General features: G+C 70.8%; 32 protein-coding genes. 22 read left to right on the forward strand and 10 right to left on the reverse strand.

Annotation, left to right across the window (positions count from 1 at the left end; all coding sequences use genetic code 11):
• Positions 1 to 63: 63 nt before the first annotated feature.
• Complete coding sequence (gene xylA, locus JHE00_RS00855) at positions 64 to 1,233, forward strand: xylose isomerase (protein ID WP_200313731.1); 1,170 nt, start codon at positions 64 to 66, stop codon at positions 1,231 to 1,233.
• A gap of 635 nt (positions 1,234 to 1,868) precedes the next feature.
• On the opposite strand, the gene JHE00_RS00860 is transcribed toward xylA, so the two are convergent.
• Positions 1,869 to 2,639, reverse strand: coding sequence for an IclR family transcriptional regulator (locus JHE00_RS00860; protein WP_200313733.1), 771 nt, complete (start codon positions 2,637 to 2,639; stop codon positions 1,869 to 1,871).
• Between the two features lie 41 nt (positions 2,640 to 2,680).
• Here JHE00_RS00860 and JHE00_RS00865 point away from each other — a divergent pair, with 41 nt between their 5' ends.
• Positions 2,681 to 3,598, forward strand: a complete 918-nt coding sequence (locus JHE00_RS00865) for an acetaldehyde dehydrogenase (acetylating) (protein WP_200313735.1) — start codon at positions 2,681 to 2,683, stop codon at positions 3,596 to 3,598.
• A complete protein-coding gene (gene dmpG / locus JHE00_RS00870; protein ID WP_200313737.1) occupies positions 3,595 to 4,608 on the forward strand; it encodes a 4-hydroxy-2-oxovalerate aldolase in 1,014 nt (337 codons plus the stop codon). The genes JHE00_RS00865 and dmpG overlap by 4 nt, the downstream gene beginning before the upstream one ends.
• Here the strand turns inward: dmpG and JHE00_RS00875 are convergent, their stop codons facing one another.
• Entirely contained in the window at positions 4,609 to 5,217 is a 609-nt protein-coding gene (locus JHE00_RS00875; protein WP_200313739.1) for a TetR/AcrR family transcriptional regulator, read from the reverse strand. It abuts the gene before it with no gap.
• Between the two features lie 76 nt (positions 5,218 to 5,293).
• Here JHE00_RS00875 and JHE00_RS00880 point away from each other — a divergent pair, with 76 nt between their 5' ends.
• The 4 genes from JHE00_RS00880 (at position 5,294) to JHE00_RS00895 (ending at position 10,070) form a co-directional block, all read left to right on the forward strand.
• Positions 5,294 to 6,211, forward strand: coding sequence for an oxygenase MpaB family protein (locus JHE00_RS00880; RefSeq protein WP_200313741.1), 918 nt, complete (start codon positions 5,294 to 5,296; stop codon positions 6,209 to 6,211).
• 17 nt (positions 6,212 to 6,228) lie between these two features.
• Positions 6,229 to 7,248, forward strand: a complete 1,020-nt coding sequence (locus tag JHE00_RS00885) for an LLM class F420-dependent oxidoreductase (protein ID WP_200313743.1) — start codon at positions 6,229 to 6,231, stop codon at positions 7,246 to 7,248.
• Positions 7,249 to 7,320: 72 nt separating this feature from the next.
• Positions 7,321 to 8,649, forward strand: a complete 1,329-nt coding sequence (locus tag JHE00_RS00890) for an MFS transporter (RefSeq protein WP_200313745.1) — start codon at positions 7,321 to 7,323, stop codon at positions 8,647 to 8,649.
• On the forward strand, positions 8,646 to 10,070 hold the full coding sequence (locus JHE00_RS00895; RefSeq protein WP_200313747.1) for a pyridoxal phosphate-dependent decarboxylase family protein: 1,425 nt from the start codon (positions 8,646 to 8,648) through the stop codon (positions 10,068 to 10,070). Before JHE00_RS00890 ends, JHE00_RS00895 begins: the two co-directional genes overlap by 4 nt.
• On the opposite strand, the gene JHE00_RS00900 is transcribed toward JHE00_RS00895, so the two are convergent.
• Genes JHE00_RS00900 through mrf form a run of 4 tightly spaced genes read right to left on the reverse strand, consistent with a single transcriptional unit; the run spans position 10,052 to position 12,520 of the window.
• Positions 10,052 to 10,861, reverse strand: coding sequence for a class I SAM-dependent methyltransferase (locus JHE00_RS00900; RefSeq protein WP_200313749.1), 810 nt, complete (start codon positions 10,859 to 10,861; stop codon positions 10,052 to 10,054). The genes JHE00_RS00895 and JHE00_RS00900 overlap by 19 nt on opposite strands.
• On the reverse strand, positions 10,858 to 11,016 hold the full coding sequence (gene rpmF, locus JHE00_RS00905) for a 50S ribosomal protein L32 (RefSeq protein WP_200313751.1): 159 nt from the start codon (positions 11,014 to 11,016) through the stop codon (positions 10,858 to 10,860). The genes JHE00_RS00900 and rpmF overlap by 4 nt, the downstream gene beginning before the upstream one ends.
• The gene (locus tag JHE00_RS00910) at positions 11,016 to 11,273 is read right to left on the reverse strand and encodes a type B 50S ribosomal protein L31 (protein ID WP_200313753.1); all 258 of its coding nucleotides are present in this window, start codon (positions 11,271 to 11,273) and stop codon (positions 11,016 to 11,018) included. The genes rpmF and JHE00_RS00910 overlap by 1 nt, the downstream gene beginning before the upstream one ends.
• Entirely contained in the window at positions 11,270 to 12,520 is a 1,251-nt protein-coding gene (gene mrf, locus JHE00_RS00915; RefSeq protein WP_200313755.1) for a ribosome hibernation factor-recruiting GTPase MRF, read from the reverse strand. Before mrf ends, JHE00_RS00910 begins: the two co-directional genes overlap by 4 nt.
• 49 nt (positions 12,521 to 12,569) lie before the next feature.
• On the opposite strand from mrf, the gene rpmB reads away from it, so the two are divergent.
• The 5 genes from rpmB to cobA all read left to right on the forward strand — a co-directional run bounded on the left by rpmB (position 12,570) and on the right by cobA (position 14,996).
• Positions 12,570 to 12,806: a 50S ribosomal protein L28 gene (gene rpmB, locus JHE00_RS00920; protein WP_200313757.1), complete on the forward strand. Its 237-nt coding sequence runs from the start codon at positions 12,570 to 12,572 to the stop codon at positions 12,804 to 12,806.
• Position 12,807: 1 nt separating this feature from the next.
• The gene (rpmG, locus tag JHE00_RS00925) at positions 12,808 to 12,972 is read left to right on the forward strand and encodes a 50S ribosomal protein L33 (protein WP_200313759.1); all 165 of its coding nucleotides are present in this window, start codon (positions 12,808 to 12,810) and stop codon (positions 12,970 to 12,972) included.
• Positions 12,972 to 13,277: a 30S ribosomal protein S14 gene (gene rpsN / locus JHE00_RS00930; protein WP_200313761.1), complete on the forward strand. Its 306-nt coding sequence runs from the start codon at positions 12,972 to 12,974 to the stop codon at positions 13,275 to 13,277. Before rpmG ends, rpsN begins: the two co-directional genes overlap by 1 nt.
• Positions 13,278 to 13,294: 17 nt before the next feature.
• The gene (rpsR, locus tag JHE00_RS00935) at positions 13,295 to 13,537 is read left to right on the forward strand and encodes a 30S ribosomal protein S18 (RefSeq protein WP_200313763.1); all 243 of its coding nucleotides are present in this window, start codon (positions 13,295 to 13,297) and stop codon (positions 13,535 to 13,537) included.
• 238 nt (positions 13,538 to 13,775) lie between these two features.
• Complete coding sequence (gene cobA / locus JHE00_RS00940) at positions 13,776 to 14,996, forward strand: uroporphyrinogen-III C-methyltransferase (RefSeq protein WP_200313765.1); 1,221 nt, start codon at positions 13,776 to 13,778, stop codon at positions 14,994 to 14,996.
• On the opposite strand, the gene JHE00_RS00945 is transcribed toward cobA, so the two are convergent.
• Positions 14,984 to 15,850, reverse strand: coding sequence for an alpha/beta fold hydrolase (locus tag JHE00_RS00945; protein WP_200313767.1), 867 nt, complete (start codon positions 15,848 to 15,850; stop codon positions 14,984 to 14,986). The genes cobA and JHE00_RS00945 overlap by 13 nt on opposite strands.
• Before the next feature lie 56 nt (positions 15,851 to 15,906).
• Between JHE00_RS00945 and JHE00_RS00950 the strand changes: the two genes are divergently transcribed.
• From JHE00_RS00950 to JHE00_RS00985, 8 genes are all read left to right on the forward strand, one after another.
• Entirely contained in the window at positions 15,907 to 16,749 is an 843-nt protein-coding gene (locus JHE00_RS00950) for a crotonase/enoyl-CoA hydratase family protein (RefSeq protein ID WP_200313769.1), read from the forward strand.
• Between the two features lie 13 nt (positions 16,750 to 16,762).
• Positions 16,763 to 18,475 carry an AMP-binding protein gene (locus JHE00_RS00955; protein ID WP_200313772.1) on the forward strand — a complete coding sequence of 571 codons (1,713 nt, stop codon included), beginning with the start codon at positions 16,763 to 16,765 and terminating at the stop codon, positions 18,473 to 18,475.
• A gap of 226 nt (positions 18,476 to 18,701) precedes the next feature.
• The gene (locus JHE00_RS00960; protein WP_230422769.1) at positions 18,702 to 18,935 is read left to right on the forward strand and encodes a hypothetical protein; all 234 of its coding nucleotides are present in this window, start codon (positions 18,702 to 18,704) and stop codon (positions 18,933 to 18,935) included.
• A 33-nt stretch (positions 18,936 to 18,968) separates the two neighbouring features.
• A complete protein-coding gene (gene clsA, locus JHE00_RS00965; protein WP_372440335.1) occupies positions 18,969 to 19,622 on the forward strand; it encodes a cardiolipin synthase ClsA in 654 nt (217 codons plus the stop codon).
• A gap of 118 nt (positions 19,623 to 19,740) precedes the next feature.
• Positions 19,741 to 20,124 (forward strand): glycine cleavage system protein GcvH, encoded by a 384-nt coding sequence (gene gcvH, locus JHE00_RS00970; RefSeq protein ID WP_200313774.1) that lies wholly within the window; start codon positions 19,741 to 19,743, stop codon positions 20,122 to 20,124.
• Between the two features lie 111 nt (positions 20,125 to 20,235).
• A complete protein-coding gene (garA, locus tag JHE00_RS00975; protein ID WP_200313776.1) occupies positions 20,236 to 20,700 on the forward strand; it encodes a glycogen accumulation regulator GarA in 465 nt (154 codons plus the stop codon).
• On the forward strand, positions 20,697 to 21,452 hold the full coding sequence (gene ftsR / locus JHE00_RS00980) for a transcriptional regulator FtsR (RefSeq protein ID WP_200313778.1): 756 nt from the start codon (positions 20,697 to 20,699) through the stop codon (positions 21,450 to 21,452). Before garA ends, ftsR begins: the two co-directional genes overlap by 4 nt.
• A 244-nt stretch (positions 21,453 to 21,696) precedes the next feature.
• Positions 21,697 to 22,170 (forward strand): bifunctional nuclease family protein, encoded by a 474-nt coding sequence (locus JHE00_RS00985; RefSeq protein ID WP_110335629.1) that lies wholly within the window; start codon positions 21,697 to 21,699, stop codon positions 22,168 to 22,170.
• A gap of 16 nt (positions 22,171 to 22,186) precedes the next feature.
• Here JHE00_RS00985 and JHE00_RS00990 read toward each other — a convergent pair whose 3' ends face one another.
• Complete coding sequence (locus JHE00_RS00990; RefSeq protein WP_200313780.1) at positions 22,187 to 22,813, reverse strand: TetR/AcrR family transcriptional regulator; 627 nt, start codon at positions 22,811 to 22,813, stop codon at positions 22,187 to 22,189.
• A 252-nt stretch (positions 22,814 to 23,065) separates the two neighbouring features.
• On the opposite strand from JHE00_RS00990, the gene JHE00_RS00995 reads away from it, so the two are divergent.
• Positions 23,066 to 23,632: a MerR family transcriptional regulator gene (locus JHE00_RS00995; RefSeq protein WP_200313782.1), complete on the forward strand. Its 567-nt coding sequence runs from the start codon at positions 23,066 to 23,068 to the stop codon at positions 23,630 to 23,632.
• A gap of 39 nt (positions 23,633 to 23,671) precedes the next feature.
• On the opposite strand, the gene JHE00_RS01000 is transcribed toward JHE00_RS00995, so the two are convergent.
• Positions 23,672 to 24,034 (reverse strand): nuclear transport factor 2 family protein, encoded by a 363-nt coding sequence (locus JHE00_RS01000; RefSeq protein WP_200313784.1) that lies wholly within the window; start codon positions 24,032 to 24,034, stop codon positions 23,672 to 23,674.
• Positions 24,035 to 24,178: 144 nt separating this feature from the next.
• Between JHE00_RS01000 and JHE00_RS01005 the strand changes: the two genes are divergently transcribed.
• Positions 24,179 to 25,009 carry a helix-turn-helix domain-containing protein gene (locus JHE00_RS01005; protein WP_200315721.1) on the forward strand — a complete coding sequence of 277 codons (831 nt, stop codon included), beginning with the start codon at positions 24,179 to 24,181 and terminating at the stop codon, positions 25,007 to 25,009.
• Here the strand turns inward: JHE00_RS01005 and JHE00_RS01010 are convergent.
• Positions 24,981 to 25,646: a substrate-binding domain-containing protein gene (locus JHE00_RS01010; protein ID WP_200313786.1), complete on the reverse strand. Its 666-nt coding sequence runs from the start codon at positions 25,644 to 25,646 to the stop codon at positions 24,981 to 24,983. The genes JHE00_RS01005 and JHE00_RS01010 overlap by 29 nt on opposite strands.
• Between the last annotated feature and the right edge of the window lie 249 nt (positions 25,647 to 25,895).

Genomic DNA, 25,895 nt, shown 5'->3' on the forward strand with positions numbered 1-25,895 from the left:
ACCCGTCACGTTCGTGCTCGATAAGTTCAGTCGCCAAACTATTGGGCTGCTCTGGAGGACAACGTGGTCGTGCGACCGGTTCGCGAGGACAAGTTCAGCTTCGGGCTCTGGACGGTCGGCTGGCAGGCCGTCGACCCGTTCGGCGGCGCCACGCGGGGTCCGCTCGACCCGGTGGAGGCCGTGCACAAACTCTCGGAGCTCGGCGCGTGGGGCATCACCTTCCACGACGACGACCTGATCCCGTTCGGCAGTAGCGACTCCGCGCGCGAGGCGCAGATCAAGCGGTTCCGCGCCGCCCTCGACGACACCGGGCTCGTGGTGCCGATGGTGACCACGAACCTGTTCGGTCAGCCGGTGTTCAAGGACGGCGCGCTCACCAACAACGACCGCGACATCCGTCGGTACGCATTGCGCAAGGTGATGCGCAACATGGACCTCGCCGCCGAACTGGGCGCCTCGACCTATGTGCTGTGGGGCGGCCGGGAAGGCTCCGAGACCGATGCGGCGAAGGACGTGCGCGCGGCGTACGACCGCTACCGCGAGGGCATCGACACGCTCGCGCAGTACGTCCTCGACCAGGGCTACGGCCTGCGGCTGGCCCTCGAGCCCAAGCCGAACGAGCCGCGCGGCGACATCTTCCTGCCCACGATCGGCCACGCGCTGGCGTTCATCTCGCAGCTGGAGCACCACGAGATGGTGGGGCTCAACCCTGAGGTGGGGCACGAGCAGATGGCCGGGCTGAACTTCGTGCACGGCATCGGGCAGGCGCTGTGGCAGGACAAGCTGTTCCACATCGACCTCAACGGCCAGCGCGGGCCGCGCTACGACCAGGACCTGATCTTCGGCCACGGCGACCTGCTGTCGGCGTTCTTCCTCGTGGACCTGCTCGAGAACGGTGGCTACGACGGTCCCCGGCACTTCGACTACAAGCCGCTGCGGACCGAGGACGCCGACGGTGTCTGGGCGAGCGCGGCCGCGAACATGAGCAGCTACCTGCTCCTGCGCGAGCGGGCGCGCGCCTACCGTGCCGACCCGCGGGTGCGGGAGGCGCTGGCGGCGTCGCGCGTGCCAGAGCTGGCGACGTCCACGCTCGCGCCGGGCGAGACGCCCGCGGACCTCAAGGCCGACCGCTCCGCGTTCGAGGACTTCGACGCCGAGGCGGCGGGCCGCCGCGGCTACGGCTTCGCCGCCCTCTCGCAACTGGCCTTCGAACACGCGGTAGGCGCCGCCTAACCCGCGAGTCCCCCGCCCAGGCGCGCGAGTCCCCCGCTCGGGTGCGTGAGTTGCCCGCTCGGGGTGCGTGAGTTGCCCGCCCAGGCGCGCATTCCCCGCTCGGGCGCGCGAGTTGCCCGCTCGGGCGCGCGAGTTGCCCGCTCGGGCGCGCGAGTCATGCACTCGGGTGCGCGAGTCATGCGTTCTGGACGCCGAGTAGTGCGGTGGGGACGCGAGTCGTGAGCCAAGCCTCGCTAGTCGTGCACTCAGGCCCGCAGTCGTGCACTCAGGCCCGCAGTTGTGCGCTCAGACCCGCGAGTTGTGCGCTCCGGCCCGCGCGGTGCGCTCGCGCTGCCGCCAGCACCCACCCGGCTCACGCGCGTTCATGCTGTGACCGGATGCCCAGTTGTGCCGTTGTCGGCCCGCTGCGGATCCTCCACCGCGGGCGGGAGCCAGCCATCGGGCTCGAGACAGCGGCTCAGGGGGCCGCGCCGATCGCCCCGAGCCGCGGAACCCGTCGGCGAGAGCAGCGAATTCGCGTGCCAGAAAGGGGAACTCGCACACGGGAGCGGGGGACTCGCGGTCTGGAGCGGGGGACTCGCGCACAGGAGCGGGGGACTCGCGGGTCGGGTGGGCGGCGCGCGGCGGCCTGGGGGTTACGGGAGGGTGCGGGAGAGGGCCAGGGCCGCCGTGCGGACCGCCGGGGCGACCCGGTCGGGTCGCAGGCGGCTCGTCCAGCCCGACAGCGAGATCGCGGCGCGTGCCGCGCCGTCGGCGCCCCGCAGCGGGCTCGCCACGCACACCACCCCGGCGCCGGACTCCTCGCGGTCGTAGGCGAGCCCCTCCTCGCGGACCCGGGCGAGCTGCCTGCGCAGGATCCCCGGCCCTGACACGGTCCGCTCACTCACCCGAGCCAGCCCCGCCCCCAGCACCGAGTCCACAGTGGACTCCGGGGAGAACGCCAGTATCGCCTTGCCCACGGCCGTCGCGTGCGCCGGGAACCGGCCGCCCACCCGCGAGGGCAGGGCGGGCGCGTCGGGGCCGCGCAGGATGTCGAGGTAGACCACCTCGGTGCCCTCCAGCACCGCGAGGTGCACGGTGTTGCGCGTGGCCTCCCGCAGGTCCTCCAGGTACGGTCGCGCCGCGTCCACCAGCCCGCGCTGCCGCACCGCGAGCTGCCCGATCTCGAACAGTTTCAGCGCGAGCCGCACGCCGGAGCCCTGGCGTTCGAGCAGTCCGGTCGTCACGAGGTGCCCTGTGAGCCGGTGGACGCTCGACTTGGGCAGGCCCGTCCTGCGCGCCAGTTCGGACACGCCGAGCGCGTCGTCGCCGGGGGCGAACGCGGTGAGCAGCGCCGCGAGGCGTGCGGCGGTGGAGGCGTCGGAGGAATCGGAGGCGATGGCGGCGTTCCGGTCAGCGGGACACATACATTGATAATCCCTCATGCCGTGGAGGAGCGTCCCAGGCCATGAGCGAAGCCAGAGCGGTGGCCGCGATCGTCGGCCCCGGCAACATCGGCACCGACCTGCTCGCGAAGCTGCGCCGCAGCGAGCGGATCGACGTGCGGTACATGGTCGGCATCGACCCGGACTCCGACGGTCTCACCCGCGCCGAGGCACAGGGCGTGCGCGCCTCGTCGGGCGGCGTCGACTGGTTGCTCGCCCAGGACGAGCTGCCCGACCTGGTCTTCGAGGCGACGTCGGCGAAGGCCCATCTCGCCAGCGCGCCGCGCTACGCCGAGGCCGGCATCCAGGCGATCGACCTGACGCCCGCCGCGGTCGGCCCGTTCACGTGCCCCGTCGTGAACCTGCCAGAGCAGCTCGACGCGACCAACCTCAACATGATCACCTGCGGTGGCCAGGCCACGATCCCGATCGTGCACGCGGTCTCGTCGGTCACTCCGGTTCCCTACGCCGAGATCGTCGCCTCGGTCTCGTCGCGCTCCGCGGGCCCCGGCACGCGCGCCAACATCGACGAGTTCACCGAGACCACCGCGCATGGTCTGGAACAGGTCGGCGGCGCGGCCAAGGGCAAGGCGATCATCATCATCAACCCGATGGACCCGCCGATGATCATGCGCGACACGGTGTTCTGCGCGATCGACCCCGACGCCGACCGCGACGCGATCAGCGAGTCGATCCACCGCACGGTCCGCACGGTCCAGACCTACGTGCCCGGCTACACGCTCAAGGCCGACCCACAGTTCGACGACCCTCGCCCTGACTGGAACGGCAGGGCGAGGGTCGCGGTGTTCCTCGAGGTGGCGGGCAACGGCGACTACCTGCCGACCTACGCGGGCAACCTCGACATCATGACGGCCGCGGCCGCGCAGGTGGGCGAGCTGCTCGCCGGCCGGGTCATCGAGAACAGGGCGGTGCGGGCATGAGCGAGCGGGTCCGGCTGGTCGACACCACCCTGCGCGACGGCAGCCACGCGATGGCTCACCAGTTCACCGAGCGGCAGGTGCGCGACACCGTGCGCGCGCTCGACGACGCGGGCATCTCGCTGATCGAGGTGACCCACGGCGACGGGCTCGGCGGCTCGACGTTCAACTACGGCTTCTCGCGCGTCGACGAACGGGAGCTCATCGCCGCGGCCGTGGACGAGGCGACGCGCGCGACGATCGCCGTGCTGCTGCTGCCGGGGCTGGGCACGGTCACCGATCTCAAGGCCGCGGCCGACCTGGGTGCGGGCGCCGTGCGCATCGCGACGCACTGCACCGAGGCCGACGTCTCCATCCAGCATTTCACGGCGGCGCGCGACCTCGGCCTGGAGACCGTGGGCTTTCTGATGCTGGCGCACATGTCCGAGCCGGAGGCGCTCGCGAAGCAGGCCAGGATCATGGTCGACGCGGGCTGTGAGTGCGTGTACGTGGTGGACTCGGCGGGCGCGCTGATCCTGGAGGACGCCTCCGACCGCGTCGCCGCACTGGTGGCCGAGGTCGGCGACCAGGCGCAGGTCGGCTACCACGGCCACCAGAACCTGAGCTTCGGCGTGGCCAACTCGGTGCTCGCCTACCGTGCGGGTGCCCGGCAGATCGACGGCTCGCTGGCGGCGCTGGGCGCGGGGGCGGGCAACTCGCCGACCGAGGTGCTCGCGGCCTCGTTCGAGCGGCTCGGCATCGAGACGGGCGTCGACAAGGACGTGCTCATGAACGCCGCCGAGACCGTGGTGAAGCCCTACATCACGCGGCTGCCGGTGATGGACCGCTCGTCGATCGTGCAAGGCTTCGCCGGGGTGTACTCCAGCTTCCTGCTGCACGCCGAGCGCGCCGCGCAGCGCTACGGGGTTCCCGCCCACGAGATCCTGTACCGGGTGGGGGAGCGGCGTTTCGTCGGCGGCCAGGAGGACATGATCATCGACATCGCGTTGCAGCTGGCCGAAGAGAACGCGTGATCAGCTGTGCAGGGCGTCGGCTCCGAGCACCAGGCGCACGCAGTGCGCGACCAGGCGCTCGCGGCTGACGTCCAGACCACCGCCGAGGTAGGCGGTGAAGAGGTTGGCGAGCCCGCCGACGAGGGCGGTCGCGGTCATCGCGCGGTCGCCCTCGTCGACCGTGGCGGAGAGCTGGTCGCGGACGAGCTCGGCGAACATCGGGATCCGTTCGACCCCGCGCCGGGTGAGGGCGGGATCGGCGAGCGGGGCCAGCAGCAGGACGTGGCCCTTGCGGGGGTCGTCGATGATGAGCGAGACGAACGCGGTGACGGCGGCCTCGGCCCTGGTCGCCGTGTCGGACGCGGCGGTGCCGACGGCGTCGACGAGCGCCAGGTGCGCCTCGGCGACGACGCTCTCGTAGACGGCGAGGATGAACTCGTCGCGGTCGCCGAAGTTCTCGTAGAAGTAGCGCTCGGTGAGCCTGGCCCGGCGGCACACCGCCCGCACGCTCACCGCGCCGCTGCCCTCGGCGCCCAGCAGGTCGAGCCCCGCGTCGAGCAGCTGCCGGTGCCGGGTTGCCCTGCGATCGGTCAGCGTGGTCCCGGCCCAGGTGCGGCCCTCGACGGTCATCGCGACGTCCCTCAATTGACTACGTGTGTTGTCAATCCTAACCTGACAACATATGTAGTCACTTTGGGGGTGGAACATGACGCGGCCCGAGCCACTGGGACCCGACTCGTTGACCTGGCGTTATTTCGGCGACTGGCGCGGGCTGCTCATCGCGCTGTGGGCGGGATCCATGCAGAACATGCATCCCGAACTCGGTGCGGGCGTGGAGGAGCACTCGCGGTTCTTCGCCGAACGCTGGGAGCGGCTCTTCCGGTCGCTGTACCCGATCGGCGGCGTGATCTACGACGGCGACCGCGCGCAGGAGACCGCGCTGAAGGTCCGCGGCTACCACGACACGATCAAGGGCGTCGACAAACACGGCCGCCGCTACCACGCGCTGAACCCGGACACGTTCTACTGGGCCCACGCCACGTTCTTCGTCAGCACCCTGCTGATCGCCGAGAACTTCATGGGCGGGCTCACCGAGCGGCAGAAGCGCACGCTGTTCGACGAGCACGTGCGCTGGTACCGGATGTACGACATGTCCATGCGCCCGGTCCCGAAGACGTGGGAGGAGTTCGGCGAGTACTGGGACCGCATGTGCCGCGAGGTGCTGGAGGACAACAAGGCCACCCGCGACGTGCTCGACATCAAGGCGATCGCCAAGCCCGCGGCGGTGTCGTGGCTGCCGGATCCGCTGTGGCGCGTGGTCCGGATCCCGGTGACGCGCGGCTTCGTGTGGCTCACCGTCGGCCTGTACGACGAGCCCGTGCGCGACCTGCTCGGCTACCGGTGGAGCGCCCGCGACGAACGGCTGCACCGGCTGGCGGGCAAGGCGATCAACGCGGTGTTCTCGCTGGTGCCGTTCGAACGCCGCTACCACCCGAGGGCCCGCGCGGGCTGGCGGCGCGCGCTCGGCAAGGACCCCGCCGGCACGCCGCTGGTGGAGACACCGGCGCGTAACCTACCGCCTGTCGAGGAACGCGACTCGCCGACGCACTATTCGCCGGCCTGACTGTCGAAGGAGACGACGTGAAACTGGGCTACCACATCGGTTACTGGTCCTCGGGACCGCCGGAGGGCGCGCTGGAAGCGATCCGCACGGCGGAGGACCTGGGTTTCGACTCGGTGTGGACGGCCGAGGGCTACGGCTCCGACGCGCTCACCCCGCTCGCGTGGTGGGGAGCGTCGACCTCGCGGGTCACGCTCGGTACCAACATCGTGCAGATGTCGGCGCGCACGCCCACCGCCACCGCGATGGCGGCGATGACGCTCGACCACCTCAGCGGTGGCCGGTTCGTGCTCGGCCTCGGGGCGTCCGGCCCGCAGGTGGTGGAGGGCTGGTACGGCCAGCCGTACCCCCGGCCGCTGGCCCGCACGCGCGAGTACGTCGACATCGTGCGCAAGGTCGTCGCCCGCGAGGCGCCCGTGACCCACGACGGCAGGCAGTACCAGTTGCCACTGGACGGCGGCACCGGGCTCGGCAAGCCGCTCAAGGCCACCGTGCACCCACTGCGCACGCACATCCCGATCTACCTCGCTGCGGAGGGCCCGAAGAACGTCGCGCTGTCGGCCGAGATCTGCGACGGCTGGCTGCCACTGTTCTTCTCCCCGCGTACCAACGAGTTCTACCGCGCGGCGCTGGACGAGGGCTTCGCCCGGCGCGCGGAACCGGCCAGTGAGTTCGAGGTGGCCGCGTCGGTGCCAGTGATCGTGCACGACGACGTCGAAGTGGCGGCGCAGGCCATCAAACCCGCCCTCGCGCTCTACATCGGCGGCATGGGCGCGAAGTCGGTGAACTTCCACCACGACGTCTTCGCGCGCATGGGATACGGGGACGTGGCCGACAAGGTCCAGGACCTCTACCTCGCCGGCCGCAAGGACGAGGCGACCGCGGCGATCCCGACGCGGCTCGTGGAGGACACGGCGCTGATCGGCCCGCCCGCGAAGATCCGCGACGAGCTGGCCGAATGGGAGGAGTCCGTGGTGACGACCCTGCTGGTGCGCGGCGACGCGAGGACGTTGCGCCGGGTGGCCGACGTGCTGTCCTGAACCGGCCCGCCTCACCGGCGTTCACCCAGGAGTGGAACGATTCCCCCACCTGACCCGCTGGCGAGGAGGACCATGTCGGCCCTGGGGACGCGGACCCGTCTCGGGTACTCGCTCGGCTCGTTCGTCACCGGCGCGTTCGGCACGGTGCCCGGACTGCTGTTGCTGCCGTACCTGACCGACACGATGGCGGTGCCCGCGGCGGCCGCGGGTGCGATCGTGCTCCTGCCCAAGGCGTGGGACGTGCTGTTCAACCCCGTCGCGGGCCGCATCTCCGACGCCGGGCTCGCGAAGCGGGGCCACCGGCGGCGCGGGCTGTTGATCGGCGGACTGGTGCTGGCGGTGTTCTTCGCGGCTCTGTTCGCTCACCCCGGATTCTCTAACGTGGGCCTGGACTCCGCCTACGTGGTGCTGATGTTCTTCGTGTGCGCCACGGCGTTCGCCTTCTTCCAGGTGCCGTTCAACGCGCTGCCCGCAGAGCTGACCGAGGGCTACCACGAGCGCACCAGGATCACGACGTGGCGCATCGGGGTGCTGGCGCTGGCGATCCTCGTGTCGGGTGCCGTGGCGCCCGCGATCGCGAGTTCGATCGGCGGGATCGACGGCTACCGCGTGATGGGCGTGTTCGTCGGCGTGCTCATCGTCGCGGGCACGCTCGCGGTCTACTTCGGGACGAAGAACGCGCCGGCGGGCAAGCTGCTGCGGCCGAGCCCGACGTGGCGCGAGCTGTTCGCCACAATGCGGGTGTGGAAGCCGTTCCGCTGGCTGCTGGGCGTCTACTTCGTCCAGTCGCTGGGCGTGGCGACCCTGCTGGCCGGAGTGAGTTACGTGGCCCGCTACGTGCTCGGCGACCCCGGGCTGCAGTCGATGTTGTTCGCGGGTTTCGTGGGCCCGGCACTGCTCGTGATGCCGCTGTGGGACCGGCTGGGCCGCTCCGGTGGCAAGCTGCTCGGCTTCCGGGTCGCCACGGTCGCGTTCGCCGTCGCGTTGCTGGGCCTGGTGTTCGCGCAGACGCTGCCCACGGCCGTGGTGTTCGTGTTCGTCGCGCTCGCGGGCGTCGGCTACGCGGGCATCCAGGTGTTCCCGCTCGCGATCCTGCCCGACCTCATCTCGGCCGAGGAGGAGCGCACCGGCGCCACGCGGGCCGGGGTGACGGCGGGAGTATGGACGGCGGCGGAGACGCTCGGGCTCGCACTCGGGCCCGGCCTGTTCGGGCTCGTGCTGGCCTCCGGCGGTTATCTGTCCAGTGTGGACTCCTCGGCCGCGCAGCCGGACAGCGCGGTCACCGCGATCACCTTCGGCTTCTCCGCCCTGCCCGCGGTGCTCATCCTGCTCGGTATCCCGTTGCTGCGGCGCAGCGTGCTCGACACCGACCGCCGCCGGGGCGCGGAGTCGGCGTCGTGAGCGGGTGGGACGTGCTCGCCGAACTGGCGGCCCTGCGTGAGGCGGACCTGCCGACCCACGGCGGGCGCACGCTCGCCTACGTCTACGACAGCGGGATCGCGGGGCTCGGCGACCTCGGCGCGCGGGCCCACGCGCTCGCGTCGTCGGCCAACGGGCTCGATCCCACCGCGTTCCCGAGCCTGCTGCGCCTGGAGAACGACCTCGTGGCCGCCACGGCGCGGCTGCTCGGCGGCACCGCCGACACCGTGGGGTCGGTGACCTCGGGCGGGACCGAGTCGTGCCTGCTGGCGGTGCTCGCCGCGCGCGAGGGCCGGTGGGACGTCGCCGCGCCCACCATGGTCCTGCCCACCACCGCGCACGCCGCGTTCCACAAGGCCGCGCACCTGTTCGGCGTCCGCACGGTGGACGTGCCGGTGGATCCGGAGACCTTCCGTGCCGATCCCGCCGCGATGGGCGCGGCGATCGGCGACGACACCGTGCTCGTGGTGGCGAGCGCCCCGTCCTACGCCCACGGCGTGGTGGACCCGGTCGCCGAGATCGCCGCGGCGGCCTCGGCCAGGGGAGTCCGCATGCACGTGGACGCGTGCATCGGCGGCTGGGTGCTGCCGTACCTGCGCCGACTCGGCGCCGAGGTGCCGCCGTTCGACTTCGCCGTCGACGGCGTCACCAGCATCTCGGTGGACCTGCACAAGTACGCCTACTGCCCCAAGGGCGTGTCCGTGCTGCTGCACGCCGACGCGAGCCTGCGCCGGGGCCACTACTTCGCGAGCGCGGACTGGCCCGGCTACACGATGCTCAACACCACGCTGCAGTCCACGCGCTCCGGTGGCCCGCTCGCCGCGGCGTGGGCGGTGCTGCGTCACGTCGGCGACGAGGGCTACGAACGCCTCGCGCGCGACACGCTCGCCGCCGTCGCCGAGATCCGCGCGGGGGTGTACGAGATCGAGGGCCTGCGTGTGCTCGGCTCGCCGGACTCGACGCTGCTGGCGCTCGCGCGCGACACCGGGCGGGCGTTCGACCTGTTCACCGTCGCCGACGAGATGACGGCCCGCGGCTGGTACGTCCAGCCGCAGTTCGCCCACGGCCCGTCGCCGGTGAACCTGCACCTGACCATCACCGCCGCCAACCGGGGCAGCGAGCCGGAGTTCCTCGCCGACCTCGCCGCCTCGGTCGCCGCGGCACGGGAGGCGGGCCCGGTCGTGGTCGGCGAGGACCTGGAGCGCCTGATCGCCGAGCTCGACCCGGACCAGCTGACCCCCGAGCAGTTCGAGGGCCTGCTCGCCGGAGCCGGGCTGACCGGCGGCACCGGGCTGCCCACCCGGATGGCGCCGATCAACTCGCTGCTCGCCGCGGCGCCCGCCCCCTTGCGGGAACGCCTGTTGCTCGAGTTCCTCGGCCTGCTCTACACGCCCGGCCGGTAACCGGTCCCGATCAGCGAGGTCGCGTCGAGCTCGTCGATCCCGGCCTCGCGCAGACCATCGAGGAACCTGACGCGCACCCGCTCCAGCGCATCGGGTTCGAGCCCCGCCACGAAGCCGCGCATCGCGGCACCGAGCAGGAACGTCCACGCGTCGTCGGGATGCAGCGGCTGGGTGTAGCGCACCTGCCGCACCGTGACCTCGTCCAGCCCGAGCGAGGACAGCCACCCGGTGAGCTTGTCCGCGGTGTCCACCCGCTCGCTCGCGTTCGGCCTGCCCTCCTGCCCGGCCAGCTCGGGGCGTTCCGGCAGCGCGGCCGCCCGGCCCACGGGCACGATCCGCGACATGCCACCGGCCAGCCAGCTGCTGACCACGAACCGACCACCCGGCCGCAGTTTCCCGACCAGCGTGCGCGCGCCCTCGTCCAGGTCGGGGAAGAAGAACACGCCGTAGGCCGACTGCACCACGTCGTAGGGCCCGCCGTCGTGGGCGAGCACGTCACCGGTGGTGAACTGCGCCTGGGCCAGGCCCAGCGCCTCGGCCTCGCGGGCGCCCTGCTCCACGAGCCGCTCTGCCAGGTCCACTGCGTGCACGACGCCGGCGGGGCCGACGGCGCGCGCCGCGGGCAGGGCCGAGGCGCCCGCACCGCAGCACGCGTCGAGCACCCGCTCGCCGGGCTCCGGTCGCGACACCGTCGTCAGGATCTCGCCGAGCGGGCGCCACAACCTGCCCGACCACAGGGCGAACTCGTCGTGGGCGGCGCTGAACACCGCCCCGACCGATCCGGCGCTCACCGGCCGAACCGCTGGAAGTGATTGACGAGGTTGCGCGGCACGAGCATGCGCTCGCCGTCGACGACGATCGGGACGAGATCGGGTGGCGTGGCCTTCCACCGGGCCCGGCGCGAGCGGGTGTTGGAGCGCGAGGTCTTGCGCTTGGGAACGGCCATCAGCGCCTGCCCTCCCGCGTGCCGTAGCGGCGGTGGAACTTCTCGACCTGGCCCGCGGAGTCCATGATCCGGCGGGTGCCGGTCCAGAACGGGTGCGACCACGCGCTGACCTCGACGACCACGAGCGGGTACGTGTTGCCGTCGCTCCACCGCACGGTGCGCTCGGAGGTGATGGTGGAGCGGGTCAGAAACGCGTCGCCGGTGGCGGAGTCCTGGAAGACCACGGGATGGTAGTCGGGGTGGATGCCGGGTTTCACGGTGTGTCGTCCTTTCCGGAGTTGGTGTTGACGTCGAATCGCCCGGGGTCGGGTTCGGTGTCCTCGCACGGCTCGGAGTGCCACTGGCCGAACGGGTCGGGGTAGCGCGCCCACGCCTGCCTGCCCTCGGCGAGCTCGGCGTCGGTGAGCAGCGCGGAGCGCAGGGCGTGCTCGATCTCCTCGGGATCGGCCTGGTGCGTCACGATCACGAGCTCCTGCGCGCGATCACCCCAGACCGGATCCCAGCGCAGGGACGCGAGCGTGCGCCGCTCGGGCGAGACCTCGTCCCACGCGGGGCCGTCGGGGGAGTCCAGCCACGGCCCGGCGTGGCCGATGCCGAGACCACCGCCGGCCGACTCCAGCCAGAACGCCACGTCCGGCTGGCTCGCCACCCACGCGCGGCCCCGGGTGCGCACGACTCCGTCGAGCAGGAGGTCGATCGCGTCGTGCAGCCGTTCGGGATGGAACGGGCGCTGTGCGGTGAAGGTCAGCACGCTGACGCCGCAGTCCGGGTGCAGCGGCGGTTCTCCGTGTACGAGGGCGTCGTGCGGATCGGCTGGCACGCCGCGCCGGGCGTGGGCGGGCACGGCGTCGAGGAGCGTCAAATCGTCCACTGCGGACAGTTCGAGCAGCGGCGCGGAGGGTGCGACGCGTTCGAGGACGGCGCCGGTCTTGGCGGCGGTCCACGCGTCGGGTGGGCTGCCCGCGAGCACGAGCACGTCGGCGAACTCCACCTGGGCCAGTGCCAGCTGGGCGAGGGTGCGCTCGTCGTCGGGAGCGCCTCGCAGCCCGCGTTCCTCGAGCGTGTCGTCGCCGGTGGCGTCGGCGAGCCAGGTCGCCAGGTCCACGGTGGCGAGCACGGCGCGCACGTCGACGTCCTCGACGACGGGCCGGTCGCCGACGAGCACGTGGTGCAGCTCCCAGCAGACCCGTTCCGGCTCCATCGCCTCGTCGAGGCGCACGACGATCCGCCGCACGCCGGGCGTGGCGGAGAGCTTGCGCAGCAAGGGAAGCAGGTCGTGGCGCAGCGTGCAGGACACGCAGCCGTGGTCGAGCTCGAGTGTCACCAGCTGGTCGCGGGGGCCGAACTGCAGCCGCCGGTGCACGATCCCGGCCGCGACGTTGCGCAGGTCGTGGTGCACCACGGCGGTGCCGCGGTCGGCGCGGAACTTCTCCGCGACGTGCCTGCCCGCCGAGGGGGACAGGCCACTGATCAGGACGAGGGGCACGCGGTGCTTGTCGGTCACGTGTTGTACTGTAAATGACAATCATTTTCGATAACAACAGGGAGGGCATGTGTCGGCGATCTGCCAGGTCACCGGACGGACACCGGGCTTCGGCAAACAGGTCTCGCACTCGCACCGCCGCACGTCGCGGCGCTGGAACGTCAACGTGCAGACGCGCAGGTACTGGGTGCCGAGCGAGAACCGCTGGGTCCGCCTGCGCGTGTCGGTCAAGGGCATGAAGACGATCGACAAGCGCGGCATCGACGCCGTGGTGGCGCAGCTGCGCGCGCGGGGGGTGACGCTCTGACATGGCCCGCAACGACGTCCGGCCGATCATCAAGCTCCGCTCCACCGCCGGAACCGGCTACACGTACGTGACGAGGAAAAACCGGCGCAACGACCCCGATCGCATGGTGCTGCGCAAGTACGACCCGGTGGCCCGGCGCCACGTCGACTTCCGGGAGGAGCGCTGATGGCCAAGAAGTCCAAGATCGCGCGCAACGAGCAGCGCAAGGTGATCGCCGCCCGCCACGCCGAGCGCAGGGCTGAGCTCAAGGCCACGATCCGCTCGCCTCGGGTCACCGCGCAGGACAAGGCGGCCGCGGTCTCGGCACTGCAGGCGATGCCGCGCGACGCGAGCCGCACCCGCATCCGCAACCGCGATGCCGTCGACGGCAGGCCTCGCGGCTACTTCCGCGCGTTCGGCCTGTCCCGGATCCGGCTGCGGGAGATGGCGCACCGGGGTGAGCTGCCCGGCGTGAGCAAGTCCAGCTGGTGACCGGCGAGAGGATTCCGATGGCGAAGTACGACCGGGCCCGTCCGCTCAAGCGCAAGCGGAACCTGCTGCGGGCCGAGCGAGTGGAGCGCGTCGACTGGAAGGACGTCGACCTGCTGCGCAAGTTCATCTCCGACCGGGGCAAGATCCGCGCGCGCCGCGTCACGGGCCTGACCCCGCAGGAGCAGAACGAGGTGGCCACGGCGATCAAGAACGCCAGGGAGATGGCGTTGCTGCCGTATCCCTCGTCCCGGCGAGGGTGAGCCGTCCGCCCTGTGATGTTGGCCGCGTGGCCCCGGTGCGGCCGGTGGCGGGACGGCGCCGTGGAGGCGACGTCCCGCCACCGGTGACGGCCCCGGTGCGGCGTGCCGGGACCAGGAAAGGCCTGTTCGCGGCCAGGCACGGTGCCGTCGAGACACGTCGTCACGGCGGGTCCGGCGCCCGGCGGCGTGCCTCAACCCTGCGCGCGCGGCCGCCCGCGCCGCGCGGCATGCTGTGCGCATGGCGGACGAGCAGCACTACCTGGTCGGGCTCGACCTCGCGGGACGCCGCGTGGTCGTCATTGGCGGCGGCACGGTCGCGCAGCGACGGCTGCCGCGCCTGACCAGCGCGGGTGCCGTGGTGGAGCTGATCTCGCCGGAGACCACCCCGTCGGTGAGCGCGATGGCCGACGCGGGCGAGGTCACGTGGCACCGCCGCGGCTACCGCGACGGCGACCTCGACGGCGCCTGGTACGCGCTCGCGCTCACCGACGACCCCGAGGTCAACGCCGCGGTGTGCGCGGAGGCCGAACGTTCGCGGGTGTTCTGTGTGCGCGCCGACGCCGGGCCCGAGGGCAGCGCCGTCACTCCCGCCTCCGGAGGCCACGACGGGCTGCTGGTCGGCGTCCTCTCGGGCGGCAACCCGCGCCGGTCGGCCGCGGTGCGCGACAACCTGCTCGACGGACTGCGTGCGGGCACTGTCGCCGACCCCGGTGACGACGTCGAGACCGAACCCGGCGGTGTGGCGCTGGTGGGTGGCGGCCCGGGCGATCCGGAGCTGATCACGGTCCGGGGCAGGCGGCTGCTGGCCAGGGCCGACGTCGTCGTGGTCGACCGCCTCGCGCCGCGCGAGCTGCTGGACGAGCTGGCCCCGCACGTCGAGGTGATCGACGCGGCCAAGATCCCGTACGGCCGGGCGGCCAGCCAGGACGTGATCAACCGGGCGCTCGTGGACAACGCCAAGGCGGGCAGGTTCGTCGTCCGGCTCAAGGGCGGCGACCCCTACGTCTTCGGCCGCGGCTACGAGGAGGTCCTCGCCTGCGCCGAGGCCGGCGTGCCCGTCACGGTCGTTCCGGGTATCACCAGCGCGTTCGCCGTGCCCGCCGTCGCCGACGTGCCCGTGACCCACCGTGGTGTCGCGCACGAGGTCGTGGTGGTGTCCGGGCACGTACCGCCGGGCCACGAGAAGTCGCTCGTCGACTGGGACGCGCTGGGCAGGCTCACCGGCACCATCGTGCTGATGATGGGCGTCGAGCGGATCGAGCTGTTCGCGAACGCGCTGATGGAGGCGGGCAGGCCCGCCGACACGCCGGTGGCGATGATCCAGGACGGCACGATGCGCACGCAGAAGGTGGTGCGCTCGACGCTGAAGGAGATCGCCGCCGACGCCGCGGCGGCGGGGATCGCGCCGCCCGCGGTGACCGTGATCGGCCCGGTGGCCGACGTCGGTCAGCGCGCGTAGCGGCCGCGGACGAACCCGGTGATCGCCTCGGTGAGGCGGGCCGGGTCGGAGCGCAGCTCCACCGGGCTGCGCGCCCGGACGAACTCCGCGTTCGGCAGGTCGTCGGCGAGTGTGTCGGCGTCGCCGAAGGGGTGGATCGGGTCGCCCTGGTGCCCGATCACCAGTGCGGGCACCAGGATCTCCCCTCGGACCGAGCGAGGTGGCGCGATGCGCCCGAAGAACACCCCGTGCAGCAGCGCCGCCATTCCGGCCGGCTGCTGCTCGAGCGTGTCGGTGACGACGTCGACCCACTGGCTGCCGTGCGGGACGCAGCGGGCCAGCGCGTTCACGGCCCGCACCGTCACCGGAAGGAACCGCGCGGCGAACAACAGGGGCCCGAACGTGAGCAGCCCCGCCACGATGGCATTGTCCAGCACCGGCATCTCGACGATCAGCCCTCGGGACCGCTCCGGCGCCGCGACGGCCACCTCGAGCGCGACGTTCGCGCCCAGCGACGTGCCGCCGATGACCGCGTCGTCGACCCCGAGGTGGTCGAGCAGCGCGAGGGTCTGTTCGGCGAACGCGGGCATCGAGTAGAGCCACGAGTCGCCGGGCCGGTCGGAGTCGCCGTGGCCGAGCAGGTCGAGCGTGACCACCCGAAACCCGTCGGCGGCGAGCTCGCGGGCGAGCGGGGCGTGCATCCGTCTGCTGAACAGGATCCCGTGGCTGAGGACCACCACCTCGGTTCCCGAGCCGAACTCGGTGTAGGCGAGACGATGGCCGCCGTACTCGAAAGAACCCACCAGCTCGATCGGGCGGGTGGGCCGTGGGCGGCGAAGGGGCGGCGACTCGTCGACTGCCGTGACGCTGCTCATGACCTCAGGCTAACGCGACTGGCCGCCTCACCACGGCGTGCGTCAGGATGACAATCATGACCGATTCCGCTGAGATCCCGCAGAACCTGGTGTCGCTCAAGGTCGAACGCGCAGGGCACGTCGCCGAGGTGACGCTGCTCGGGCCGTCGAAGGGCAACGCCATGGGTCCCGACTTCTGGCGGGAGCTGCCGCTGGTGTTCGGTGCGCTGGACGCCGACCCCGAGGTCAGGGCGATCGTGCTCACGGGCAGCGGCCCGCACTTCTCGTACGGTCTCGACCTGCCCGCGATGCTGCCCGGCTGGGCCGAGTATCTAGCGGGTGATGCGCAGGCCGGCCCGAGGACGAAGTTCCTCGCCGAGATCCGCAGGCTGCAGGACGCCGTCAGCTCGGTGGCCGCCACGCGCAAGCCGGTCATCGCCGCGATCGCGGGCTGGTGCATCGGCGGGGGCGTCGACGTCATCGCGTCCGCCGACATCCGGCTGGCCAGCGCGGACGCCAAGTTCAGCGTGCGCGAGGTGAAGGTCGCGATCGTGGCCGACCTCGGCAGCCTGCAACGGCTCGCCGGGATCGTCGGTGAGGGCCACCTGCGGGAGCTCGCCCTCACCGGCCGCGACATCGACGCCGCTCGCGCCGAGAAGATCGGCCTGGTCAACGACGTCTACGCCGACCAGGACGCGATGCTCGCCGCCGCCCGCGAGCTGGCCGCCGAGATCGCGGCCAATCCTCCGCTGGTCGTGCAGGGGGTCAAGGACGTACTGTCCGTCAGCACCGACCAGCGGGTCGAGGCCGGTCTGCGGTACGTCGCGGCGTGGAACTCCGCGTTCCTGCCCAGCAAGGACCTCGCCGAGGCGGTACAGGCATTCATGGAACGGCGGGCTCCTCGGTTCCGGGGCGAGTAGAGGGAGAGAGATCGTGGGCAACGACGCTGCGACGGTTCACCAGCGCTTCCGCGAGGCGCGGGACTACCTCGTCGCGCATCGCGAGGACTACGACACGGCCTATGAGGGCTTCGCCTGGCCGGAGTTCACCGAGTTCAACTGGGCGCTCGACTGGTTCGACGTCGTCGCGGCCGATCCCGTCAACGCCGAGCGCTACGCCCTGTGGATCGTCGAGGAGGACGGCACCGAGGGCCGCTGGACCTATCCGGAGCTGGCGCGGCGCTCGAACCAGGTGGCCAACTGGCTCCGTGAGCAGGGCGTGCGCCGCGGCGACCGCCTGATCCTCATGCTGGGCAACCAGGTCGAGCTGTGGGAGACCATCCTCGCCTCGATCAAGCTCGGCGCCGTGATCATCCCGGCCTCGACGCTGCTCGGTCCCGCGGACCTGCGCGACCGGGTCGACCGGGGCGCCGCGCGGCACGTCGTGATCCGCTCCGCCGACGCGGAGAAGTTCGCCGACGTCGCCGGGGACTACACGCGCATCGCGGTGGGGGAGCCGGTGCACGGCTGGCTCGCCTACGCCGACGCCTACGCCGCGGGCGGCGACTTCGCCCCGGACGCCCCGACCGCCGCGACCGACCCGCTGCTGCTGTACTTCACCTCCGGTACGACCGCGCAGCCGAAGCTGGTGCAGCACACGCAGGTGTCCTACCCCGTGGGGCATTTGTCCACGATGTACTGGATCGGTCTCGAGCCCGGCGACGTACACCTCAACATCTCCTCGCCCGGCTGGGCCAAGCACGCGTGGAGCAACGTCTTCGCGCCGTGGAACGCCGAGGCCACCGTGTTCCTCTACAACTACACGCGCTTCGACGCGGGCGCGCTGATGGCGCAGATGGACCGGTGCGGCATCACCAGCTTCTGCGCGCCGCCCACCGTGTGGCGCATGCTGATCCAGGCCGACCTCACCGCGCTGCGGACGCCGCCGGCCAAGGTCGTGGGCGCGGGCGAGCCGCTCAACCCCGAGGTGATCGAGCAGGTCCGCACGTCGTGGGGCGTCACCATCCGCGACGGGTTCGGCCAGACCGAGACGAGCGTGCAGATCGCGAACTCGCCCGGCCAGGAGGTCACACCGGGCTCGATGGGCCGCGCGGTGCCGGGCTTCTCCGTGGTGCTGGTCGACCCGGTGAGCGGGCAGCCCGCCGACGAGGGCGAGATCTGCCTCGACCTCTCGCAGCGGCCTGCCGGGCTGATGGTGGGCTACGCCGACGACGAACAGCGCACCGCCACCGCGTTCGACGGCGGGTACTACCACACCGGCGACGTCGGCTCGATCGACGAGAACGGCTACATCACCTACGTGGGCCGGACCGACGACGTCTTCAAGGCCTCGGACTACCGGATCTCGCCGTTCGAACTGGAGAGCGTTCTGCTCGAACACGACGCGGTGGCCGAGGCGGCCGTGGTGCCGTCGCCGGACCCCATCCGGCTCGCGGTGCCGAAGGCCTATGTCGTGCTCGCGGACGGGCACGTCCCAGATGCCGCCACGGCCGAGGCCATTCTCACCTTCTGCCGCGAGCAACTGGCTCCGTACAAGCGAATCCGCAGGCTGCAGTTCGCCGAGTTGCCCAAGACCATCTCCGGCAAGATCCGGCGCGTCGAGCTGCGCGGCAAGGAGGACGAGGCAGGGCAGGACCGTCCCGAGGGAGAGTTCCGCGAGGAGGACTTCCCGGGCCTGAAAAACTGATGTACTCACGCACCGTAGTCATCGACTGCTCCGGGCTGCTCCTGTGTGGACGGTCGATGACCAGGGGTTCCGGAACGGCACGGTCTGACCGGGTGAAGATTCGCCTTACCGGCTAACGGATCGCGCGGACGTGCCGATGAAGTGGGGGAGAGACGAACCGGCGGGTTTGACACCAGCGGCCCACCGGTTACCCCCGGCTCGACCCCGAAACCGAGTACAGAGAGCGATGAGTACCGAGAACGCGAACGAGACCACGGGCTCGACACTGACGGAGACCACGCGGACCGGCGCTCCGCCGACCACCCCTTGCACGGTGGTCTGGAGTCACGGCCGCCCCTACGTCCTCGAGAGCGGCCCCGGCAGGCCCCGCTGGATGGGCACCGACCGGCACGGCAGGCCTCAGGTGCTGACCAGGGACGACCTGTGCCGACGGGGCTGGAGTTACCGCCGCTCCTCCTGATCGGCGTGCCGCGGCAACCGATACGGTGAGCGAGTGACCGAGTCGGCGAAAGCCCGCGACCGTGCGGACGTGACGGTGCCGGCCGAGCAGGCCCCCGAGCCGTCGCTGGCCCGCCAGGCGCTGACCATCCCCAACCTGCTGTCCATCCTGCGGCTCGCCGGTGTGCCGGTGTTCCTCTGGCTCCTGCTGGGGCCGCAGGAGGACGGCTGGGCGCTGTCCATCCTCATCGCGGGCGCGTTCACCGACTGGCTCGACGGCAAGCTCGCGCGGTGGCTGAACCAGCAGAGTAGGCTCGGCCAGCTGCTCGACCCCGCGGCCGACCGCCTCTACATCGTCGCCACACTCGTGGCCTTCCTCGTACGCGACATCATCCCGTGGTGGTTCGTCGCCGCGCTGGTCGCTCGCGAACTGATCGTCGGAGTGGCCCTGGTGATCCTGCGGCGCAACGGATTCGCCCCGCCCGAGGTCACCTACGTCGGCAAGGGCGCCACGTTCTGCCTGATGTACGCCCTGCCGTTGCTGCTGCTGATCCAGGGCGACTCGCAGGTCGCCGACATCGTGGGGCCCATCGCCTACGCCTTCACGATCTGGGGCGGCCTGCTCTATCTCTGGTCCGGTGCCCTGTACGTCGTGCAGACCGTCAAGGCCATTTCGCAACGCCACTCCCAGCAGGTTTCCGGGTCCTGACCGTCACGCCGGAGCCACTTCGCCCGTTTATTGCTGTGGAGCCGGCGCAACATCGCGTCCCGGCCTCGGTGCCGTGCGACGATGGCGTCCCACGCTGGAGCGGGAAAGGGGAACGGGGTTGTCGACTCCGGAAGAGCTGCGCTACACCGAAGACCATGAGTGGGTCGCCGCCGGGGAAGGCGAGACGGTGCGTGTGGGGATCACCGAGTACGCGCAGGACCAGCTGGGCGATGTCGTGTTCGTCGACCTGCCCGAGGTCGGTCGCCAGGTGGACGCGGGCGACGCCTTCGGTGAGGTGGAGTCCACCAAGAGCGTCTCCGAGCTGTTCGCCCCTCTCGACGGCGAGGTCGTCGCTGTGAACAACGCGGTTTCCGAGTCGCCCGAGCTGATCAACAGCGACCCCTACGGTGAGGGCTGGCTCATCGAGCTCAGAGTCGATGACGCGAGCAGTCTCGACAGTCTCCTCGACGCCGATGCCTACCAGCGGGTGACCGGAAGCTGATCAGGGGAGCCCCGGCGCCCGCGAGCGGCCAGGCACGGTACGTTGGCAACACCACGTTTTCGAACGACGTCGAAGACGACGACGACACTTCAGTGCGTAAGGAGAGCTCAGGTGAGCACGAACGACGGGCCCGGCGTTCCCCCGGAGCAGTCTCCGGAGCGGACCTCCGTTTTCCGGGCCGACTTCCTGTCGGAGATGGAGGGACAGGAGGCGCCTGCGGCCGAGCCGCAGGACACGGGCGTCGACGCCCTGCCGTCGGGCTCCGCACTGCTGGTGGTCAAGCGCGGCCCCAACGCCGGTTCCCGCTTCCTGCTCGACCGCGACACCACGAGCGCGGGCCGCCACCCCGACAGCGACATCTTCCTCGACGACGTCACCGTCTCGCGGCGGCACGCGGAGTTCCGCCGCGAGGGCGGCGAGTTCGTGGTGATCGACGTCGGCAGCCTCAACGGCACCTACGTCAACCGTGAGCCGGTCGACCAGGCGGTGCTCGCGGGCGGCGACGAGGTCCAGATCGGCAAGTTCCGCCTCGTCTTCCTGACCGGTCCCGGACACGGGGGTCAGGGGGCACAGTGACGGCTGCCGGGCGGCCACAGCGTGACGGGTTGAGCATCGGGGTCGTGCTCGCGCAGCTGCGCAAGGACTTCCCCGACGTCACCATCTCGAAGATCCGGTTCCTCGAGTCCGAGGGACTGGTTCAGCCTGGTCGCACGCCGTCCGGTTACCGCCAGTTCACCGCTCCCGACGTGGAGCGGCTCCGCTTCGTCCTGGCCGCGCAGCGTGATCACTACCTGCCACTCAAGGTGATCAAAGAGCAGCTGGACGCCGCCGACCGCGGGCTCGAGCCCGTGTCACCGGCGCCGAGGATGCCCCGCAAGCTCGTGCCGCTGGGATCACCCGGTCCCGGCGTCGACGTGTCGTCGTTGCCGAGCGCCGGGGACTTCACCACCGAGCGCGAGGTCCGGCTGACCCAGGAGGAACTGCTCGCCGAGGCGGGCATCGGCGCCGGAATGCTGGACGAACTCCAGCAGTACGGGCTGATCCGGCCGGGTCCCGCGGGGTTCTACGACACCGACGCGGTGCAGATCGCGACGACCGTCAAGACCATGACGGAGTTCGGTATCGAGCCGAGGCACCTGCGTGCGTTCCGGTCGTCCGCCGACCGCGAGGTCGGACTGGTCGAGCAGATCGTGGCGCCGGTGTACCGGCATCACGACGCCGACGCCAAGGCTCGCGCCGACGAGCTCGTGCGGGAGCTGGCCGCACTCTCGGTCACGCTCCACACGTTGCTGGTCAAGGCGGGCATCCGGGGTGTGACGGGCGGATAGTCGCCTGACGCTGGGCGGATGTGGTCAACCGCGTTCCGCGTGACGCGCCTGTTACGCCACAGCACGAAGTCTCAACGTTCCCACGCGGATGCCGTACGGTTGGTGCAAGGTTCGCGAAACTGAGCCTGGCAGAAGAAGTTCGTAGCGAGCACAGTGCCTTCAGGACGGGTAGCGTCGACGGTGTCGATGCGAGATCCTCGTGACAGCGCTGCAGGCCGCGCGCAGGAGAGGGAGGCGAAGCCCGATGAGCGAGATGCGCGTCGTCGGCGTACGGGTCGAGCTACCCGCCAATCAGCCGATTCTGTTGCTGCGGGAGACCGAGGGCGAGCGATACCTGCCAATCTGGATCGGCTCGGTCGAGGCCACCGCGATCGCGTTGGAGCAGCAGGGCGTTCGCCCCGCCCGCCCACTGACGCACGACCTGTTGAAGGAAGTCATCGGCGCGCTCGGCCGTGAGCTTCAGCAGGTGATCATCACCGACCTCCGGGAAGGCACCTTCTTCGCCGAGCTCGTGTTCGACGGCGACATCCGGGTGTCCGCGAGGCCCAGCGACTCCGTGGCGCTGGCGCTGCGGGTCGGCGTCCCGATCCATGCCGAGGAAGGCGTGCTCGAGGAAGCCGGTCTGATCATTCCGGATGAGCAGGAGGACGAAGTCGAGAAGTTCCGCGAGTTCCTCGACTCCGTCTCGCCCGAGGACTTCCGGGGCGCCGACACCTGAGTCCTGGGCCGTCCCGTCACGGCCCTGTGGCCTTGGTGAACAGCTCCGCGAGTTCCGCACCGTAGGCCTCGAGATCCAGTTGCGGGTCCCGGCCGAGTCTGGCGGTGACGCCGTTGATGGCCTGACGGATCGCCATCGACATCACCTCGATGTCGAAGTCGCCGAACGCTCCTTCGTTCTGCCCCTGCTTCAGCTGCCGTTCGATACGACCTGTCTCAACTCCTTTCAGCACCAGTTGCAGCAGTGACTGACCATCGCCGGCCTTGGTGCTGATCTCCAGCAGCGCCCGCGCGTGCCGAGGGTGCGTGCCGAGGAACGCGACCTCCGAGCGGATGTAGGCGCGCAGCATCGCGGCCCGTTCCGTGTCGCCGCCCATCCGTTCGTCGAGGAACCGGTCCTGCCGGTCCACGATCGCGCCGATCGTGGCCATGATCAGTTCGTCCTTGGTGCCGAAGTGGTACGAGATCATCCGCGTGCTGCTGAGCCCCGCCCGTTCGACGATCCGCGCGAACGACGTCTTGCCGTAGCCGAGTTCGGCCATCGTCTCGATGGTCGCGTCGATGATCTGTGCCCGGCGGGCCTCTTCCGTGACGGTGAGCCCGAGGCCGCCGCCGAACTCCGTCGATTCGTTGTTTACCTGCATGAGTAAAAAATAACACGGGTGAGTAAATGGAACAAGGAGCAGGGTAAGTCTCGATATCGACTTGAGGGTCCCGCGCGTCGCGTTGACCGACCCCCCGGGCAGGCATACCGTCGAGGAGACGTTGAATCGCGTTGGTGTTATTCGCTCTGACTGGGGCAGGCGGCACTGGCGCGAGTGTCGTACCGGTCGGTCCCGCCCCGGGATCGGCGGTCTTGTTTCGCCGGCTGCCAGGCCGGGCGAGAGGAGGCATGCGTGGTCGAGGAGAGTCCGATCAGAGCCGCCGACGGCGAGCAGGGAGAGTTGTTCCCTGACGCGTCGCTGCCGGACGAGCTGGTTGGCTATCGTGGACCCGCTGCGTGCCAGATCGCCGGCATCACCTACCGGCAGCTCGACTACTGGGCCCGCACCAAGCTGGTGCTGCCCAGCATCCGCACCGCACATGGTTCGGGATCGCAGCGGCTCTACTCCTTCAAGGACATTCTGGTCCTCAAGATCGTGAAGCGTCTGCTCGACACCGGTGTTTCACTGCAGAACATCCGGGTCGCGGTGGAGCATCTGCGGGAGCGCGGCGTGCGCGATCTCGCGAGAGTCACGCTCTTCTCCGACGGCACCACGGTGTACGAGTGCACCTCGCCCGAGGAGATCGTTGATTTACTGCAGGGTGGCCAGGGGGTCTTCGGGATCGCCGTGAGCGGAGCCATGCAGGAGATCAGCGGGACCATCCACGAGTTCCCCGCCGAGCGGGCCGACGGCGGGGAGATCGAGCCCGTGGTCCCCGACGAGCTCTCCGAACGGCGCAAGGCTCGCCGCACGGGCTGACCTGCCGGGGCCACCGCGGTGGCCCCGGACCCGGTCGGTTCAGCCGGGAACCTTGTCGAGGAAGCCGTAGATCCTGCTGATCCGGTCCTCGTCCTCGGTGACGATCACGTCGAAGCCGATCACCACGGGCTCGGCACCGTCCTGACCGAGGTGCCAGGTGAAGCGGGCCGTGTCGTGGTGGCCGTCGACGGCCCCACCGAGGCTGAACGTCAGTCCCGCGAACTGTTCCTGTGCCCCGGCGACGAACGTGTCGACGCCGTCCCAGCCCCGGACGCTGCCGAGTGGATCGGTGTAGGTGGCGTCCTCGGTGAACAGTCGCTCGATCAGTGCCCGTCGCGTGCCGGGCTCGGTGGCGTTCCAGACGTCGAGGTAGCGCTCGGCGAGTGTGCGGTACTCGGGCATGTCGGTGCCTTTCTCGAAACGGGTGACGGTGCGGCCTGCAGGCCGTGTGCCGGCGACAGTGCCGTGGCGCGTGCGGCCCGTCGATTACCTCCTACGTCATGGCCCGAGTGCGGGGCCGACCGTAATCTGACGATCGTGACCACCGTGACGACACTGACCACCCCGCCGACGGCGCGCAGGCGCCCGGTCGGCGAGCTCCTGCGGGAGTGGCGCGACCGGCGTCGCATCAGCCAGCTCGACCTGTCGATCGCGGCCGAGATCTCGACGCGGCACCTGAGTTTCGTCGAGACCGGCAGGGCGAAGCCGAGCCGCGACATGGTGGTGCGCCTCGGTGAGCACCTCGACGTGCCGCTACGCGAGCGCAACCAGCTGCTGCTGGCAGCGGGGTTCGCGCCCGTGTACCCGGAGAGTTCCCTGGACGACCCGGACCTGGCCATCGTGCGTGAGGCGGTGCGCAGGCTGCTGGCCGGGCACGAGCCGTTTCCGGCCGTCGTGATCGACCGTCGCTGGAACCTCGTCGAGGGCAACGCGGGCGTCGCGCTGCTGCTCGCCGGGGTGGATTCGCGACTGCTGAAGTCACCGGCCAACGTGCTGCGCGTGACCCTGCATCCCGACGGCATGGCGCCGAACATCGTGAACCTGGGGGAGTGGCGGGCTCACCTGCTGGGCAGGCTACGGCGCGAGGTCGCCGCCACCGCCGATCCGGAGCTGGCCGCGCTGCTCGACGAGCTGCGCGGGTATCCGTGCGACGACGCGGTGCCCGAGGTCGAGATCCCCGGGCCCGGCGACTTCCTGGTGCCGCTGCGGTTCCGGCACGACGGGGCCGAGCTCTCGTTCTTCAGCACCGTGGCCACGTTCGGGACGCCGTTGGACGTGACACTGGCGGAGCTGTCGATCGAGTCGTTCTACCCGGCCGACGCCGCCACGGCCGAGGTGCTGCGCGGGTTCACGGCTGAGTCAGGCCCGCGGCGGTGAAGTCCCCGCGCTGCTCGGGGGCGAGCAGATAGGCGCGGAAGGACTGGGCGGCGCGCTGCTGGATCGAGTCGATGCCGTCGCCGGCGAGGCTCACGTACGGGAACTCGCCCCGGTCGTTGGTGGCCACCACCTCGGCGCTCGAGCCGACCAGGTCGGGGCGTTCGTCACTGAGCTTGTCGGCCCATGCGGCCGACTCCGGCAGCCACGCCGCGGGCGCGCTGCCACCGAGCGAGGAGTCGTCGCCCTGTCCGAGCAGCGCGTCGAACACGCGGTCGGACTTGGCGGCGTGGACGTCGACGACGATGCAGTGCCCGTGCACCACGGTCCTGGCTTCGTTCCACCGCATGGCGGCCTTGGTCACCGGCTCCGCTGCGGCGGGCGCCACCACGACGCTGAGGTCGGCGTCGCCCTCCTGGCAGTCGGAGGCCTGGGCCTCGGCGCGGGTCGCGAGCGCTCCGTCGGCCCAGTTCCAGCCGAACCAACCCGCGACGAGCAGTCCCACCAGCACCACGCACGCGATCGGCCACGCGGCGACGCGACGTCGCGGGCCCTTGCCGATCACCCGGTGGGTACCGGTGGTGATCCGTGGATCAGGACGTTCGCTAGCGGGTTCCTCGACCCTGCTGTGCCGCCCCATCGCTGTCCTTTCGCGTGCGGGAGCGCTTGACACGCTCCGTGTACGAAGCCAAAACGTTATCACTCTAACAGGTGAGTACCGATGATTCGTGTGATCTCGTCCGCGCGCGCACGATTGGTAGCCCAAGCCGTCCGTGGTCCGGTCAGGACCGGTGAAGCCTGTCGACGTTAACGCAGGTGAGTGATCGAAGTAGGGAGCACACGCGGCCGGTCGCGCGTCAGTGGTCCGGTGGGATCGTGCGCGCCCCGG

Source organism: Prauserella cavernicola (assembly GCF_016595675.1).
Taxonomy (GTDB): domain Bacteria; phylum Actinomycetota; class Actinomycetes; order Mycobacteriales; family Pseudonocardiaceae; genus Prauserella_A; species Prauserella_A cavernicola.

Bases quoted from the DNA above. Each gene is read 5' to 3' on its own strand.
- JHE00_RS01000 (WP_200313784.1), bottom strand. From the start codon at position 24,034: ATGCCCGAGTACCGCACACTCGCCGAGCGCTACCTCGACGTCTGGAAC.
- dmpG (WP_200313737.1), top strand. From the start codon at position 3,595: ATGAGCGAGCGGGTCCGGCTGGTCGACACCACCCTGCGCGACGGCAGC.
- JHE00_RS00875 (WP_200313739.1), bottom strand. From the start codon at position 5,217: ATGACCGTCGAGGGCCGCACCTGGGCCGGGACCACGCTGACCGATCGC.
- rpsN (WP_200313761.1), top strand. From the start codon at position 12,972: ATGGCCAAGAAGTCCAAGATCGCGCGCAACGAGCAGCGCAAGGTGATC.
- rpsR (WP_200313763.1), top strand. From the start codon at position 13,295: ATGGCGAAGTACGACCGGGCCCGTCCGCTCAAGCGCAAGCGGAACCTG.
- JHE00_RS00860 (WP_200313733.1), bottom strand. From the start codon at position 2,639: ATGTGTCCCGCTGACCGGAACGCCGCCATCGCCTCCGATTCCTCCGAC.
- JHE00_RS00985 (WP_110335629.1), top strand. From the start codon at position 21,697: ATGAGCGAGATGCGCGTCGTCGGCGTACGGGTCGAGCTACCCGCCAAT.
- JHE00_RS01010 (WP_200313786.1), bottom strand. From the start codon at position 25,646: ATGGGGCGGCACAGCAGGGTCGAGGAACCCGCTAGCGAACGTCCTGAT.
- rpmF (WP_200313751.1), bottom strand. From the start codon at position 11,016: ATGGCCGTTCCCAAGCGCAAGACCTCGCGCTCCAACACCCGCTCGCGC.
- JHE00_RS00990 (WP_200313780.1), bottom strand. From the start codon at position 22,813: ATGCAGGTAAACAACGAATCGACGGAGTTCGGCGGCGGCCTCGGGCTC.
- JHE00_RS00890 (WP_200313745.1), top strand. From the start codon at position 7,321: ATGTCGGCCCTGGGGACGCGGACCCGTCTCGGGTACTCGCTCGGCTCG.
- JHE00_RS00880 (WP_200313741.1), top strand. From the start codon at position 5,294: ATGACGCGGCCCGAGCCACTGGGACCCGACTCGTTGACCTGGCGTTAT.
- rpmG (WP_200313759.1), top strand. From the start codon at position 12,808: ATGGCCCGCAACGACGTCCGGCCGATCATCAAGCTCCGCTCCACCGCC.
- JHE00_RS00865 (WP_200313735.1), top strand. From the start codon at position 2,681: ATGAGCGAAGCCAGAGCGGTGGCCGCGATCGTCGGCCCCGGCAACATC.
- JHE00_RS00950 (WP_200313769.1), top strand. From the start codon at position 15,907: ATGACCGATTCCGCTGAGATCCCGCAGAACCTGGTGTCGCTCAAGGTC.
- cobA (WP_200313765.1), top strand. From the start codon at position 13,776: ATGGCGGACGAGCAGCACTACCTGGTCGGGCTCGACCTCGCGGGACGC.
- JHE00_RS00960 (WP_230422769.1), top strand. From the start codon at position 18,702: ATGAGTACCGAGAACGCGAACGAGACCACGGGCTCGACACTGACGGAG.
- JHE00_RS00945 (WP_200313767.1), bottom strand. From the start codon at position 15,850: ATGAGCAGCGTCACGGCAGTCGACGAGTCGCCGCCCCTTCGCCGCCCA.